Annotated in this window: 16 protein-coding genes; all 16 read right to left on the reverse strand. The window is 39.5% G+C overall.

All coding sequences use genetic code 11. The features are described 5' to 3' along the window. Positions 1-3: 3 nt before the first annotated feature. The 16 genes from KR50_RS01425 to KR50_RS01495 all read right to left on the reverse strand — a co-directional run bounded on the left by KR50_RS01425 (position 4) and on the right by KR50_RS01495 (position 15,340). Entirely contained in the window at positions 4-1,164 is a 1,161-nt protein-coding gene (locus tag KR50_RS01425) for a polysaccharide pyruvyl transferase family protein (RefSeq protein WP_041053909.1), read from the reverse strand. Continuing rightward, a complete protein-coding gene (locus tag KR50_RS01430; RefSeq protein WP_041053910.1) occupies positions 1,161-2,204 on the reverse strand; it encodes a glycosyltransferase in 1,044 nt (347 codons plus the stop codon). The genes KR50_RS01425 and KR50_RS01430 overlap by 4 nt, the downstream gene beginning before the upstream one ends. Beyond that, entirely contained in the window at positions 2,205-3,440 is a 1,236-nt protein-coding gene (locus KR50_RS01435; protein ID WP_052476656.1) for a glycosyltransferase, read from the reverse strand. Then, complete coding sequence (locus KR50_RS01440) at positions 3,437-4,180, reverse strand: glycosyltransferase family 32 protein (protein WP_041054461.1); 744 nt, start codon at positions 4,178-4,180, stop codon at positions 3,437-3,439. The genes KR50_RS01435 and KR50_RS01440 overlap by 4 nt, the downstream gene beginning before the upstream one ends. Before the next feature lie 53 nt (positions 4,181-4,233). Further along, a complete protein-coding gene (locus tag KR50_RS01445; protein WP_041053913.1) occupies positions 4,234-4,572 on the reverse strand; it encodes a helix-turn-helix domain-containing protein in 339 nt (112 codons plus the stop codon). A gap of 24 nt (positions 4,573-4,596) precedes the next feature. Beyond that, positions 4,597-5,733 (reverse strand): DegT/DnrJ/EryC1/StrS family aminotransferase, encoded by a 1,137-nt coding sequence (locus KR50_RS01450; protein ID WP_052476716.1) that lies wholly within the window; start codon positions 5,731-5,733, stop codon positions 4,597-4,599. 51 nt (positions 5,734-5,784) lie between these two features. Continuing rightward, positions 5,785-6,441: an acetyltransferase gene (locus KR50_RS01455; RefSeq protein ID WP_041053919.1), complete on the reverse strand. Its 657-nt coding sequence runs from the start codon at positions 6,439-6,441 to the stop codon at positions 5,785-5,787. Beyond that, on the reverse strand, positions 6,431-7,030 hold the full coding sequence (locus KR50_RS01460; protein WP_408606137.1) for a sugar transferase: 600 nt from the start codon (positions 7,028-7,030) through the stop codon (positions 6,431-6,433). The genes KR50_RS01455 and KR50_RS01460 overlap by 11 nt, the downstream gene beginning before the upstream one ends. A gap of 18 nt (positions 7,031-7,048) precedes the next feature. Next, positions 7,049-7,213, reverse strand: coding sequence for a hypothetical protein (locus KR50_RS18375; protein WP_156969432.1), 165 nt, complete (start codon positions 7,211-7,213; stop codon positions 7,049-7,051). Positions 7,214-7,235: 22 nt separating this feature from the next. After that, positions 7,236-8,285 carry a UDP-glucose 4-epimerase GalE gene (gene galE / locus KR50_RS01465; protein WP_041053924.1) on the reverse strand — a complete coding sequence of 350 codons (1,050 nt, stop codon included), beginning with the start codon at positions 8,283-8,285 and terminating at the stop codon, positions 7,236-7,238. Positions 8,286-8,362: 77 nt separating this feature from the next. Next, positions 8,363-9,436, reverse strand: coding sequence for an EpsG family protein (locus KR50_RS01470; RefSeq protein WP_041053926.1), 1,074 nt, complete (start codon positions 9,434-9,436; stop codon positions 8,363-8,365). A 21-nt stretch (positions 9,437-9,457) separates the two neighbouring features. After that, positions 9,458-10,345 carry a glycosyltransferase family 2 protein gene (locus tag KR50_RS01475; protein WP_041053929.1) on the reverse strand — a complete coding sequence of 296 codons (888 nt, stop codon included), beginning with the start codon at positions 10,343-10,345 and terminating at the stop codon, positions 9,458-9,460. Continuing rightward, positions 10,342-11,460 carry a glycosyltransferase family 1 protein gene (locus KR50_RS01480; protein ID WP_041053931.1) on the reverse strand — a complete coding sequence of 373 codons (1,119 nt, stop codon included), beginning with the start codon at positions 11,458-11,460 and terminating at the stop codon, positions 10,342-10,344. Before KR50_RS01480 ends, KR50_RS01475 begins: the two co-directional genes overlap by 4 nt. Continuing rightward, complete coding sequence (locus tag KR50_RS01485) at positions 11,445-12,596, reverse strand: glycosyltransferase family 4 protein (RefSeq protein ID WP_041053932.1); 1,152 nt, start codon at positions 12,594-12,596, stop codon at positions 11,445-11,447. The genes KR50_RS01480 and KR50_RS01485 overlap by 16 nt, the downstream gene beginning before the upstream one ends. A gap of 18 nt (positions 12,597-12,614) precedes the next feature. Further along, on the reverse strand, positions 12,615-13,493 hold the full coding sequence (galU, locus tag KR50_RS01490) for a UTP--glucose-1-phosphate uridylyltransferase GalU (protein ID WP_041053933.1): 879 nt from the start codon (positions 13,491-13,493) through the stop codon (positions 12,615-12,617). A 14-nt stretch (positions 13,494-13,507) separates the two neighbouring features. Further along, entirely contained in the window at positions 13,508-15,340 is a 1,833-nt protein-coding gene (locus tag KR50_RS01495) for a polysaccharide biosynthesis protein (RefSeq protein WP_041053935.1), read from the reverse strand. Between the last annotated feature and the right edge of the window lie 9 nt (positions 15,341-15,349).

Consider the following 15,349-nt stretch of genomic DNA (forward strand, 5'->3'; position numbering starts at 1 on the left):
ACCTCATCTTATGACGTCGTTCAAATGATCTACGGCTCCATAGGCCAGCTTTTTCATTAAGGGCACAGATTTTTTTAAACATCTTTGAATATCTTTTTCCTCAGCCATCATTTCTTCAAATCCATTAATTAGTTTCGTATCATCAGACAGTTCATCTATTCCAAAAACTAATCTTTCTTCTTCAAAGAGGTCTTTTGCAATTCCCTTAGACTTAACGCTGTATCCCAAAACCATAGTAGGTACTAACGAAGAGTAAGCAGCTATGGTGGCATGAGTTCTTGCTCCAATAAAGAATCTCATACGGGCAATGTATCCCTTATATTGTGTAGCAGTAAGATTATCTGGTAAAAGCAACACTCTTTGTGAGTCCTTGAATTCCTCAAATAGTAACGACAGAATCTCATAGTCATTATTGCCATCAATAATGACATGAGGAGTTAATGCAATTGTTAAATCTGAGTTTTTAAGTATATGACGAATTAATTCACGCATAGCATCTAAAGATTTTGGATTTTTATTAAGTACAAGTGGACTGAAATTTATTCCTATTGTTTTACCAACTACCCACCCGTCAGGAAGAGCCAGCTCATTCTTTTCCATGGTAAAAGCAGGGTCAGCAGTAAGTCTCACTTTAGATAAACCTTGTTTTCTCAAAACATTATAAGTAATGGACTCTCTTGCTAGAATTAGATCAAATTGTTTTAAATCAAGCAGCTTTTGTTCTGATAAATCTTCTTCACCAATAGAACAACCCCACAAAACTAACTTTTTACCGTGTGCTTTTACTCTTCTATCAATTTCATACCAGCCTGGTTGCTCCCCATAACAATAATTGTCACCACCTATGGATAAATAAATATCCATATTATTAATATGCTTGATAATATTTTGATGAACCTTGCCTAATGCGTATGATTCATCATTAAACAGTTTCACTTTTATAGATGAAACGTACCAATGAAACGAGTATTTTTTTAAAGGACTTAACGAACCGTCATAAACCTTATCCAATTTAGTTATAACTTTATCCGTCTCAGGCTTCCCGGATGCTAGATAAATTTCTGCTCCATCTATCCTATCTTTAATCATAGTAGTTGTTGATCGTACAATAGCTTCACAGCCTCTATTGGAGCTTCCATCGTGAGCAAACATCAACATTTTCATCTATTTACTCCTCCGTGTCTATTTCTAAATCTGCTATAAGCAGTAATACAATATAACCCTGGTACTAACCTTAGTTTTATTAATATTAAGATTGTTTTTTCGTAACGATTAGACTGATGATACTTATTATGGAGATATACAGTTAATGACTCACGTACGTCATGATGATTAATCATAGATTTAACAAACAAGTAACGATAATATAAGGAGAATTGTCTTGTTGGTTTAAAATAAATATGAATATAGGAAAAAACGTTTTTTATAAGTTTGGTTGATTTTAACTCTTTTAACTTTTTTTCATTTACTTTTAAATTTGCTGGTAACTGTCCTTTGTAAACTTCTAATGCTCTCTTAAAATAATTCTGATCAATTATATTTCTAGTTGCACTTCCACTTACTTCTCGATAGAAGTATCCTGCATAATCAAGATAAAATAACGTACCAATGCAGTTCATTACTTGAAGATTAAAATACCCATCTTCACCTAATGAAATATCAGTAGTAAAAGCTATTTTATTGTTTTTAATAATATTGTTTCTATAAACCTTGTTACATACGCTGTTAAAGGAATCTTCTTCTATAATGTAAGGAATAATGACTGTTTCAATGTAAGACTTATCTAACACTTTCCCTTTGATAAAAGGATAACCAGTCTTAAGATTACAACCATCTAGTTCACTTATAAGGTCAGAAAAAACTACATCCGCTTTATACTTTTCTCCGTTTTCATGAAATATTTCAAACATATCCTTTTGAACATGATCATCAGCGTCCACAAACCCAATATACTTACCTACGGCCTTTTCAATACCTGCATTTCTTGCTGCACTTACACCATTATTTTTTTGGTTAATCAACTTAATTCTATTATCACTTTTAATGTATCTCGATATAATCTCTTCACTTCCATCAGTTGAACCATCATTCACAAATATGAACTCACATTCAGCAAGTGTCTGGTCAATTAAAGACTTTATGCAGATTTCCAAGTATTTTTCAGCATTGTATACTGGCACTATGACACTTACTTTTACATCCATTTAATTCACCTCTTGAAGTACATCTTTCAACACTTCTCTACTGGAAACTTGCTTTATCAGCCTATATAGTTTTTCTAATTCCTTCTCATTATTAAAGTTAAGTTCTTTACAATTGGTCACTATTTTTTTTATTATCTCAGGATGATTCGTCAAATACTCAACCCCATCCGCAATCCCCTCAACTGACAACTCACAAATATAGCCATCTATTTCGTTACAAACCTGGCTAGAGGCAGTAGAATAGTTCGTAATCATAACCGGCTTTCCAAGAATTTGAGCTTCTGAAACAGTGACTGCTTTACCTTCATAGCGGGAAGGCTGTACATACAGGTCTGCTGATTTCATGAAAGGATAAGGATTGGTTTTTTTTCCAAGTAAAATGAAGTGATTCTCAAGCTTATTTTTTGAGATCAAGTTTTTTAGTGCATCCTCATCTCCGCCGTACCCAACGACGTACCAAACTATATTGGTTATGCCTCTTTCGATTAGAATTTTTAAAGCATGAACTGCGTTATCAATTCCCTTTGCTTGAGAAAGTCTAGCAACCGTTACCAGTTTGAATCTGTTGTCGTTTACCAGTGGATTGTCTATTTCTTTTTCACCCATTTCTCTAATAAACTTTGGAGAGGTTATATTCTCTACCACTACGACCTTGTCTATTAAAGTAGGATATTTTTGTAGAAATGAACTTTGGCACGCTTCTGATACAGCGATGATGTGGTCAAACTTTCCCCACATTTCCAAATCCAATTGGATATCCGTTTCAATCATTGAATAATCAGTATGAATCCAAGCAACTTTCTTCTTCGCTTTTACTTTGTCAGCTACAAAATAGTGTGGCCAAAGATAGCTAATCGCAATTTCATATTCTTTATCTATTGTAGGCAAAAATGGAAGTGCATACTTCCACATTAATTGCATTTGATAGTAACCAGGTTCCGAAATTTTCGTTTGTTTTGCATTTGCATGCAGTTTCGATAGTACTCTGGAGATTCCAATTTTTATATGCTTATCCTGAAAAATTTCTTTAACTGATTTTCTGAAAGTTGAGTACTGTTCGATTTCTTTAAGTAATGTTACTTGAGCAGGAATCAGAGGCAGTAATTCTCCTTGGTGTTTATATAACATTAGATCCACTGAGTAATTGTTGTAATCAAAATGTTCAAGCATATTAATTAAACTTCTTTCTACTCCTCCAATTTCCATATCAAAAGAGGCTATTAAAAGATTTTTCATGGCTGTCTCCTTGAAGAACCTAAAGCCATTCTAATTCTGTATATATTCTCTCCTCCTATAACCTTCGAAGAAATTCCTTTAATCACCGCTTTGAACCGAGTTTTTGGAGGTAGCCAGCTTTTATAAAAATGGTGAAGTGTGTACGTATAATCCGTTTTAAAATTTCTGCAATTTATATAGTCATAAGGTGAAAAATAAGTTTGAGGATAAAAGCTTCCTATTCCTTTAATTTCTTGATAATACCCGTTCATTTCAACGCCTAAATCTTTGATGATTTTAGTTACAATTGCTACATTCGTTAAGTTATCAATAGTCCCATCTTCTTTTATGAAATGTTTATCCTTGTATGAATCAAGAAATAGCTTTATTAATTTATTTCCTTTTGCTGCTCCTATTGTGCTGGTCGCGATATAATTTTCCTGTTCAAAGCCCCAAAAAGACTCCTGATAGAGCAATTCATCAAAAGGCTTAAACACCTCAACGTCCGTATCGAGATAGACCCCTCCTAACGAATAGAGACTATGGACACGTACATAATCGCTAACAAATGCATAATTTCCATTGTCATACGCTTCTTTTACAAATGGATGTTGGTTTACATTGAAATTTTCTTCGTTCCATTCCACTATTTCATAATCGTGTAAATGCTTCTTCCAGCTTTCCATACATTTTTTAACCATCTTGGGTTTCTCTTTTTTTCCAAACCAGCAGTAATGAATGCGTTTCGGTATAGTCGTCATGTCGAATGAGTAAACCTCCTTTTCAAATGGAGTGTCAGGATGAAAGAAGATATTTACAGTTCCTTCTGTTTTCTTCTCCATTTCATAAACTCCAGCACCAATTGATATTCCCTGAGTTCATCTTCTGTCGTCACATTTTCCTTTAATTCATTCCAAAACTGATTGAATTTATAATTTTCCGATAGCCTGTCACTGGATGATTCGTCTAATAAAAATTTCAATTCCACTCCTAGTACAAAAGATATTTTCTCCATAACATGAATGGATGGATTATGTTTTAGATTTCGTTCAATATTGCTTAGATATGATTTTGATACCCCTGCTTTTTCAGCCAGTTCCGATAAGGTTAACCCTTTTTGTTTTCGTAGTTGTATAATGTTTTTCCCGATCATCTTAAGTACCCCATTGTTTCTTTTTTATAGGACAACCTGGTTTACCACTGCTTTTTGCAGCGCTTCTTTAAATTGCTCAATGACTCTTGTCTGATCGTCCTCTGTCAGGTTCGAGCCGGATGGCAGGCAAATCCCGGTATTAAACAGATGTTCTGATACGCTTTCCTCACGATCATCATGGGGGAAGTACCTATTTCCTTCAAAAAGCGGCTGCAGGTGAAGCGGCTTCCATACTTGTCTTGCTTCAATATTCTTTTCCCCCATGTGTTCAAGGATTTGCTTGACGGACACGCTGGTAATATCCTCGTCAACAGTGACCGCAGAAAGCCATCGGTTGGTTTTGGTTTGTTGCAGCTCTTCAATGAACGAAATTCCTGGCAGTGCTCCCAATTCCTTTAGATAGCGATTAAAAATCTTTCTGCGCGCACCTACTCGAAGTTCGAGTACTTGCAGCTGTGCAATGCCCAGCCCGGCTAAAATATTGCTCATACGGTAGTTGTAGCCCATCTGGCTGTGCTGGTAATGAGAAGCCGGATCTCTTGCCTGTGTTGCTAAGAAGCGTGCCCGCTCTATCGCTTCCACGTCGTCTGAAACCAGCATTCCTCCACCTGATGTTGTAATAATTTTATTGCCATTGAAGGAGAAGACGCCATACTTTCCAAAACTCCCGCTTGGCTTTCCCTTATAGGTGGATCCAAATGATTCTGCTGCATCCTCTACAATCGGAACCTCAAATCGATCACATATTTCGATAATTTCATCCATCTTTGCACTTTGCCCATAAAGATTAACGACAATGACGGCTTTGGGAAGATCGTTTTGTAAGTAATACTCTTCCATCGCCTTTTCCAGCGCGTGTGGTGACATATTCCAGGTATCAGGTTCTGAATCAATAAAAACAGGTTCAGCTCCCTGATAAAGAATCGGGTTGGCGCTTGCTACAAAAGTTAGGGAGGAACAGAAGACCTTGTCTCCTGATTTAATGTCCAGAAGAGCCAATGATAAATGAATGGCGGCCGTTCCGGAAACCACTGCCAACGCTGCTTTTTTACCTACAATTGAAGCCACTTCCTGTTCAAATGCATCTACGTGTGGTCCAAGTGGTGCAATCCAATTTGTCTCAAATGCTTCTTTAATCAAATCCTGTTCGTTCCCGCTCATATGCGGCGGTGAAAGATATATTTTTGAATTCTTCAAATTTCATGCCCCTTTCTACAAAATCCGCTCTCTGCTGCCGATTCTTTTTATTATTTTGGCCGGACAACCTGCTGCCATCCTGAAAGCAGGTACGGATTTTGTCACGACAGCTCCTGCTGCAATAACCGACCACTCTCCAATGCTGATTCCCGGAACGAGCGTCGCTCCCGCTGAAATCTGTGTCCCTTCTCCTACAGAAACAGCACCTGTCAGCGTGGAACCAGGACATACATGTACGTATGGAGCCAGGCTGCAGTCGTGTTCGACAATGCTTCCTGAATTAATAATGGTATGTGCGCCAATGACAGCACCCGCATTAATCACTGCATTTGGCATCACGACCGTGCCATTATCCAATAGAGCCTTTTTGCTTACAAAAGCAGAAGGATGAATGATCGTCGCGTACAAATCAGCAGGCATTCCGATTCGTTGCACCATGTTTTTTCTTGTGTCATTGCTGCCAATCGCAATGACCAGTTTAGTACCCTTCTGAATGACTGCAGCCAGTTCATCGATCGGTCCGAAAAATATCCCACTATGAATAAAGCGGGATGAATAACGGTCGTCTAAAATCGCCAGTATGGAATAACCTCTGCTTGAGGAAATCAGATCCTGGATGACACTGCTGTGTCCACCGTCGCCAATTACGATCAGTTTTCGTTCATCCTGCATCTTTTGAGCCCGTGAATCTTTCAGCGGTAGCGTGATGACGTTGTGTTACGCCTTCTTTTTTAAATACCTTTTTCACTGTGACCAGCAGGATCTTTAAATCCAGCCATAGGGACTGATTTTTGACATACCATAGATCCATAGAGAATTTCTCCTCCCACTCAATGACGTTTCTTCCATTGATTTGTGCCCACCCCGTCACTCCTGGCCGAACATGGTGGCGGGCATGCTGTTCTTTTGAATAAAGCGGCAGATAATCCATTAGCAGTGGTCTTGGACCAACAAGACTCATAGATCCCCCTAGAACATTCAGCAGCTGCGGCAACTCATCCAGGCTGTATTTCCGAATCCATTTTCCAGTAGAAGTAAGTCTCACTTCATCAGATAGCAGTTGTCCTTGTTGATCAACCTCATTTAACATGGTTCTGAATTTGATGACTTCAAATGGTTTTCCATGCAACCCTGGACGGAGCTGGGTAAATAAAACCGGCCGTCCCATCTTAACGGCTATGACGCCTGCTACGGCTCCCATGACCGGAGAAAAAACGACCAGCAAAACCAGGGATAATACGATATCCAGTAAACGCTTCATATTCATCCTGTCCTTACGTTAATTAGTCTGTTTCAATTGAGTGGCTCCATTGATCAGCATCCGGTATTCTATTTCTTTCACCATAGATTGTAATGAAAGAGAGGTCTCATGATTTCCTTTTTGCAGGCACGTAACCAGCAGCTCCAAAAATTGCTGTTGAGTCAGTATAGAATTCGTTGACATTTGTAACGTCCTTTCGTGTGTTCTACGCTCCTGTTGCCTCTTTAATAGCAGTCGATGTACTGCTTTCGTAACCTTCAGGGTTTTGCTGCTGCCATCTCCATATGTCCTCGCACATTTCGTCCATTTCAATTGTGGATTGCCAATCGAGTTCAGTTTTTGCTTTTGTTACATCTGCGTAGCAAATACTCAAGTCCCCAGACCGCCTGCTTCCAATTGTGTAGGGAATCGGTCTGCCTGATGCCCTTTGAAATGCGGCGACTACCTCCAGCACACTGTAGCCTTTTCCTGTTCCCAGATTATAGGTTTCATACGTGCACTGAAGTGATATCTTCTCGAGCGCTTTTAAATGCCCCTTCGCTAAATCCACTACATGAATGTAGTCTCTGATTCCTGTACCATCCTTTGTTTCATAATCATCCCCATGTATAATGAGCTGATCACGTCTTCCGATCGCGACCTGGGCGATGTAGGGCAGCAAATTGTTTGGTATGCCTGATGGATCTTCTCCGATACGTCCGCTTTTATGTGCACCGATTGGATTGAAGTAGCGCAGTACAGCCATGCTCCACGCAGGGTCAGATTTATAAAGATCTATTAACATCTCTTCAATCATCTGTTTTGTACGTCCGTAGGGATTAACTGCACCGGTATGTTCAATTTCTGATATTGGCATACGAGCTTCTTTTCCATAAACTGTTGCAGAAGAACTGAATACAAGTTTTTTAATGTTAAAATTGTTCATCGTTTCAAGCAAAACCATCGTTCCCGCGAGATTGTTCTGATAGTATTTAAGCGGATTTTCCACTGACTCGCCTACTGCTTTAAAAGCTGCAAAATGAATGACAGCCTCGATCTCGTTATGAGAAAACAGATCTTCTACCTGCTCACGATCCTGAAGATCCAACTTGACGACACTGAACAATCTTCCTGTGAGTTCAGCTACTCTCTTAAGTGATTCCGGATGACTGTTGCTGAAATTATCTGCAACGATAATGTCGTATCCTTCGTTTAAAAGTTCAACACATGTATGACTGCCGATGTAGCCCGCGCCACCTGTTACTAATATGGTCAACAGCAACTCCTCCTTCAGAAACCATCTTTTTCACATAAAAAATAACCTTGGCTTGGCCAAAGTCAGTTTACATTGCGTTATAAGTACAAAAAATTGCTTTTGTATAAAATGTTCAGACTGACAACATTTTCGTAATAGTAAAAGGCAAGATATAAAACAAGAATCATAAAATAAACAAATTTTTCATCCTTTTCTCTAAATAGTTTCACGATCCAGGAAATAAGAATCAGCTGATATAAATTAAAATAGATCGAGAAACGTGCAAAGATCCAGCTCTGTGTGGAGACAATCATGAACACCACGCTCAGCAGCGCCATATTCACAATAACGTCACTTTGAGGAAAAATGGACTTAAGTTTCTCTCTCCCTAAATAAGCGATTAAGAGCGGCACCCCACTGACAAGTACACGCAGGGCATTTGCTCCTCCTTCATCAAAATCCTTGTATGCTGCATATTGAGTGTCTTCAAGTGCTGTAAACAGAATGGACGTAAATTGTTCAAACCCGATGACAGCAGCGACTGACAAGAGTATGACCCCCATTGTTGCTTTTGACCACGGTTTGATTCGGACAATAAAGTAAATAGGCAGCAGGATCAAAGCACTTTGATGGATAAATGAAGCAAGAACGACGATAGCGGCATAACCTGCAAAGTTCCCGCTGATTAAAAACTTTGTTGCACAAAATGCGAGCGCAGCGGCCAGCGTCTGCCTGATTCCGTTCATCGAAATGAGAAACAACCCGCCGGTGATATAGACAAAGAGACTTAATTCAATCATTCTTGAATAGCGAAACAAAACCATTACAATCAACACGTTCGTCAGTAAAGCTGTTGTAAAAATCATGATCTGAGGATCTCTTGAGATCTGCTGTAAAACCATTTGCAGGAGACCAAAACCTATGTCTTTATTTTCCATTACGAAGTCTAATGTAAATTGATTATCTGTATAGATATTTACATAATTAAATGTATCTCCAATGTTTGATCGTAAACCTGATACTAAGATCAGTGTTAGAGCTGCCAACATGACAAGTGTCTTATTCGCATTAATTGGAAGTACTGCATTTGAATGTCCTGCCGGAACGGCTGCATACCGTGAAAAGAAAGCAAACATGAAAACGAGTAGAAGATTTATCCAAAGAATGGTCATTATTTACCCTTCCTTTAACCATCACATAGCTGCTGTGGATTTTGCCGAGATGTATAGATATAGCAGGGCACCTAAAGGCATTGCTAAAAATGTTAATACCGGTGAAGGTGACTCTTTTAGAAAACCTTTATTCTTGCTCATCATGCTGCTTGATACATAATGAATGGCTTGCCTGAACTTAAAAGCTGCACTAACAAAAGGCAGTTTCATTAATTCTTTACGATAAAAAGCAAATCCATGAGGATTTTTAACATATTGGTTTAGCATATTTCTAGAAGAACCATCTTCCAGGTACTCTACCGTGCAGATCACCTCGTTTAAGATCAAAAGCTCAAATTCCTGATCTAGAAGATAATATTTATAGGCAAGTCCTACATATTTTTCTCCCTTAAAAAGAGGATAAGGATACCGCTTCGTAAGCTCTGAACGGTACACTAGTTTTTTATCTCCTTTTACGCCATGCCGGGCATATAAATCAAATAATGTAGATTGAGTCAGATGAGAGGGCAGCGGAGTTCCAATTACTGTTCCGTCTTTGAACGCATCCAGCCCCACCAGACCGCTCACTTTATTGCTTCCGTATCTTTTCCAAAAACGAAGGATTTTTTCTACTGCATCAAAAGGCATCCAATCATCGGAGTCAATGCAGACGTTTAACTCTGTAGTAATTAAGTTATAAGCTGTATTATGGGCTCCATGCATGCCTTGATTTTCCTGAAAATAATACTGTATTTCTACTTTCCCTTCTTTTATCCAATCATCTACTAAAGCTTTTGTATGATCAGTAGATCCATCATCAATAATCAGCCAAATAAAGTCATAATTTGATTGATTTGTTAAGCTTTCATAGCATTGATTAAGACAATAAGCTCGATTATAGGAAGGAGTAAAAATCGTTAGGGTTTTCATCCGCTCAACCCTCCCAGTTTCAAATATGATTGCTCTGTAAGGCTTGCGGTGTCTCGAATATTGTAGCCATGTTTACGAATCAGCTTTCCCTGTGACTTTCGATTTCGCTGAGACTGACTGACGGACAGCAAAACGTTTGACCATTCGGCTGGATGCTCAATAGCGTGTCTTGTGATTAATCCGCAGCCCAAGTCAACTTCCTCTGTGATAGCATTTGAAATTACACATGGTACACCAGCACACTGAGCCTCAATTAGTGTGACAGGTAACCCTTCATGCAGAGAAGGAAAAGCAAAGACATCCATGGCTTGCAGCAACTGAGGGATATCATTCCGGACACCCAGCAAATGAACCCTGTCTTCTAGTCCCATCACTTTAATTTTTTGCTCAATCTTACTTTTTAACGTTCCGGTCCCAACTAATAAAAGTTGTGCATCCGGAAGGTTTTTTAGTGTTTCCTGGAAAGCATCCAATAAAAAAAGATGGTTCTTTTGCTTGTTGAATCTACCAATATGGCCAATCACGAAAGAATTTTCTTTGAGTTGAAGGGAGTTTCTAATCATTTTTCTTTTTTCCTGTGAAAACTCAAAACGATCACTTTCTATTCCATTTTTTATAATCGAAGGCGTACCTGACTGATTTGGAAATAGCCAGTCGGCAGCTTTAGATGAACAGGCATAAAAATTAGTTGCATATTTTGGAATGTTTCTGCCCGCTAGCCATTTATACATCCTAATTAGCGAATTCCCTTCACTGCTTGTATTATGGCTGTGCGCAATTCTAACAGGAATGTCAGCCTCCGCTGCTGCTTTAAGAATAAATCCACTCATCTTGTCCATATGTGAATGGACTATTTTATAGTGCTTATGATGATGAAAGAAGTGATTTAATTTTTTTATATACGCAAAATGGCCTGCTTGCGTGACGTACGGAATGCGATAAATGTTGCCCCCCATTTGACGGATTTCCTCATCAAATGCCCCTTCATAGCAGGTTAGAAAGTCAAATTGAATTTTGGAGCGATCCACATTTCGATATAAGTTCATGATGAAGGTTTCTGCACCGCCGCGGTTCATATTCACTACTGCATGCAGGACTCTTAATGGGCTATCCATTTTGTGTCCTCCTCTTTTTCCATAAACATTTCATAAATCAATCTTTTTTCTCCCAGAACTTTTTCCGTACTATACGTGCTCACCATTATTTGTCTTCCGTTAGTTCCAAGTTCTTCTCTTACATTTATTTGCGTTATAAGAAGTTTGAGCTTGCTGCAGAATGTTTGAATATCACCGGGAGCCACTGTCCACCCGTTTTTATCATTGTGAACAAGCTCCCTGTGGCCTCGGTTTTCTACTGCTATAACCGGGAGTCCGCATGCCATTGATTCCATAACATTCACCGGCAGACCTTCTCTGAAACTTGAAGCCACAGCTGCGTCACTTACCTGTGTCCATGTCAGGATGTGTTCCTGAAATCCTAAAAAGCGAACATGTTCGCGAATGCCCAATTTCTCAGCCAGGACTTTACATGAATCAAGCAGGGGGCCTTCTCCTGCAAGCAGCAGCTTAACATTTCCATTGTTCTGGTTTAAAGCACTTAACGCGTGAAGGAGAAATTGCTGGTTCTTATTCCGATTGAATTCGGCTGCGTAAAATAATAAAAAATCATCAGGCTGATAGCCCAGTGATTTTTTCAGCTTTACTTTTTCATTTTTTTCAATAGAGGTAAATTTAGTAGTATCTACTCCCACTCCGTGAACATGCTTAATCGGAATTACGTTAAACCGTTTTTTTGCCAGTTGATAGTCTTCCTGATTAATAGTTATTAAACAATCTGTGTGCCGTAACATGGCTTTTTCTATTGGATAATAGATCAGCCAATTTATAAAAGGAGCACCTTTATAAAAGTGAAATCCATGTGCGGTATAGATAATTTTTGTTCCTTTAGTTCGGGATTGCTTTGCTGCAAGCCTTGTCAGCAGCCCTCCCACCGGCGTATGACAATGGATGATATCGTATCTCTCCTCTTCCATAATCCGCTTGAGCTTTACATAGGCTTCAATATTTTTCGGAGAAAAGGGGGAGCGCTGGATCGGAATCGTGTACTTCCGGTCAGCAGCAGGCAAGTTAATTTGGCCGTTCGCTGCTACGTGAACCTCCCAGCCCTGATCCTTAAACCACTGCATGTAAGGAAGGTGAAATGCTTTAAAATGATAATCAACTGTTGCTGTGAAAAGTATTTTTCCACCCAAATCGGTTCCCCCTTTCACTTATTTGGTTTTTTCTTTATCCATAATATCGGATAAATACGCTAGCAAATCATAGCGCAATTCCTCTCTTTTCAAAGCAAATTCAATCGTTGTCTGAATAAAACCCATTTTTTCTCCAACATCATAGCGGTCGCCTTCAAACTCATAAGCGTATACTGCTTCTTTTTTGTTTAATTCTGCAATGGCATCTGTTAATTGAATTTCATTTCCTGTTCCAGGCTTCTGACTGCTTAGAATCTCCATGATGCTGGGGCTTAGAATATATCTGCCAAGGATGGCAAGATTGGACGGAGCGTCTTTTTTGTTTGGCTTTTCAACAAGCTCCCGTACGTTGTATAGGCCCTCATCCATCAGGCTGCCATCCACAATCCCGTATCTGGATACATCTTCTTCCCGAACAGGCTGTACACCTATAATCGATGCGTTGTAGCGATCATATTGTTCCATTAATTGTTTTAAGCACGGTTTCTCTGCCTGAACAATGTCATCACCCAACAATACTGCAAAAGGCTCGTTGCCGATAAATTTGCGTGCACACCAGATTGCATGCCCCAGTCCTTTCGGCTCCTTTTGACGTATGTAATGGATGTCCACGAGACGGGAGGATTTTTGAACTTCATCTAAAAGATCAAATTTTCCTTTTTCATAGAGAGTTTGCTCAAGCTCAAAAGAATGATCAAAATGATCTTCTATCGCTCTTTTTCCTTTACCGGTGACAATGATAATGTCTTCAATGCCTGATTCAATTGCTTCTTCCACAATGTATTGAATGGTTGGTTTGTCTACGATCGGAAGCATTTCTTTCGGCATGGCCTTAGTGGCCGGTAAAAATCGTGTACCCAGTCCGGCAGCTGGTATAATGGCTTTTCTTACTTTCATTATCAGGTCTCCTTTTAACTTGATATAGGCAGCATTTCTTTGTGGCTTGGTGAAGGTTTGCGATTAGCCAGTTCCAGCAACGTTTCTCTCAGCTCTTCTCTGCTTAAGGCGGAGTATGAAGTGAGGATCTCTTCGATCTCATCCATAAACAATTCAGTGCTTTTACCAACGTAAATTTTAGGATAAATTTGCTCGTCCTGCACTTCTTCCTCTTTGAGCAGTTCTTCATACAATTTTTCACCTGGACGGATACCGGTAAACGTGATCGGAATCTCATCTAGCGAATTTCCGGATAGTTTTATCAGGTTTTTAGCCAGATCCACTATTTTTACAGGTTCCCCCATATCTAGAACGAAAATTTCGCCCCCCTTAGCAAGCGCACCTGCCTGAATTACAAGCCTTGATGCTTCCGGGATGGTCATAAAATATCGAATCATATCAGGATGAGTAACGGTAACAGGTCCTCCGCGTTCGATTTGCTTTTTAAAATGGGGAATCACACTTCCCCGGCTTCCAAGAACATTGCCAAATCGTACAGCTACAAATTTTGTGTTGCTGACCTGACCCATGTGCTGAACAATCATTTCTGCCAGTTTTTTGGAGGCTCCCATAACGGACGTTGGATTGACTGCTTTGTCTGTGGATACCATGACGAAAGTCTTCACACCATGCCAGTCCGCTGCCTGTGCAATATTTTTTGTACCTATAATATTATTTTTTACTGCCTCTTCAGGATTTCGTTCCATTAACGGCACGTGTTTATGAGCCGCGGCATGATACACTACATCCGGCTGATAGTCTCTCATAACCTCCATCATTTTTTCTTCGTCCTGCAAATCTGCTATCTCTGTAATGAATTCGATAGAGGAACCCTTGAACGTTTCCTTTAACTCCATCTCAATGGTATAGATGCTGTTTTCTCCATGGCCCAGCAATATCAGCTGTTTCGGATAAAACGCTGAGATCTGACGGGATATTTCAGATCCGATCGATCCTCCTGCACCAGATACTAAAATGACTTTATTTTTAATCGAATCTGACAACAGCGCAAGGTCCATTTCAACCGGGCTTCTGCCAAGCAAATCCTCCACCCGAACATCCCTGACCTGGTTTACTGATACTTTCCCTGTAACCAGATCTTCGAGCATTGGAAGGATCTTTGTATCCGCTGGTGTTTTTATACATTCTGAAAAGATCGTATTAAGCTCTTTTTTATTCAGCGAGGGAATGGCGATGACGATATTATCAATCTGCCATTTTTCTACAGCAGCTGCAATGGAATCAACCCCTCCGAGCACCGGGATTCCCATTATATCCAGATGATGCTTTGAGCGGTTATCGTCGATAAAGCCCACTGGCAGCAAATCGCAATCCTTATTTTGAATCAATTGTCTTGCCACCATCGTTCCTGCCGACCCCGCGCCGATAATCAGCGTTCGTTTTCTATGCGGAAAGGAATTAATTAGTTGATCTCTGTACATTCTCCACACGAATCTGGACCCACCTATAAATAAAAGATGCAATAGCCAGGTAACAGCCAGAAGTCTGAAGGATATTTCCTGCAAAACGATTTGTTGAAGAATAAGTGCAGAGAGCAGAGAGTACGAAACAATTTTAAGTACGATAACCAATTCGCCTATACTGGCGTATTCCCAAGCTTTCTTGTACAAATTATATTTCCACGAAAATAGCAAATGTCCGGTCAACAGGACAATTGAACTCAGCAGGATTGGTTCTGTTAAGACATAAACGTCACCGTTCACAAGAAACCCGCTGATAAAAATAGCGGTTACGACAATAATTGAATCAATGACAACGAATAATGAAAGTCTTTGCCTGTATGACATATTGTTCCT

This window comes from Jeotgalibacillus campisalis, assembly GCF_000829515.1.
In the GTDB taxonomy this organism is placed as follows: domain Bacteria; phylum Bacillota; class Bacilli; order Bacillales; family Jeotgalibacillaceae; genus Jeotgalibacillus; species Jeotgalibacillus campisalis.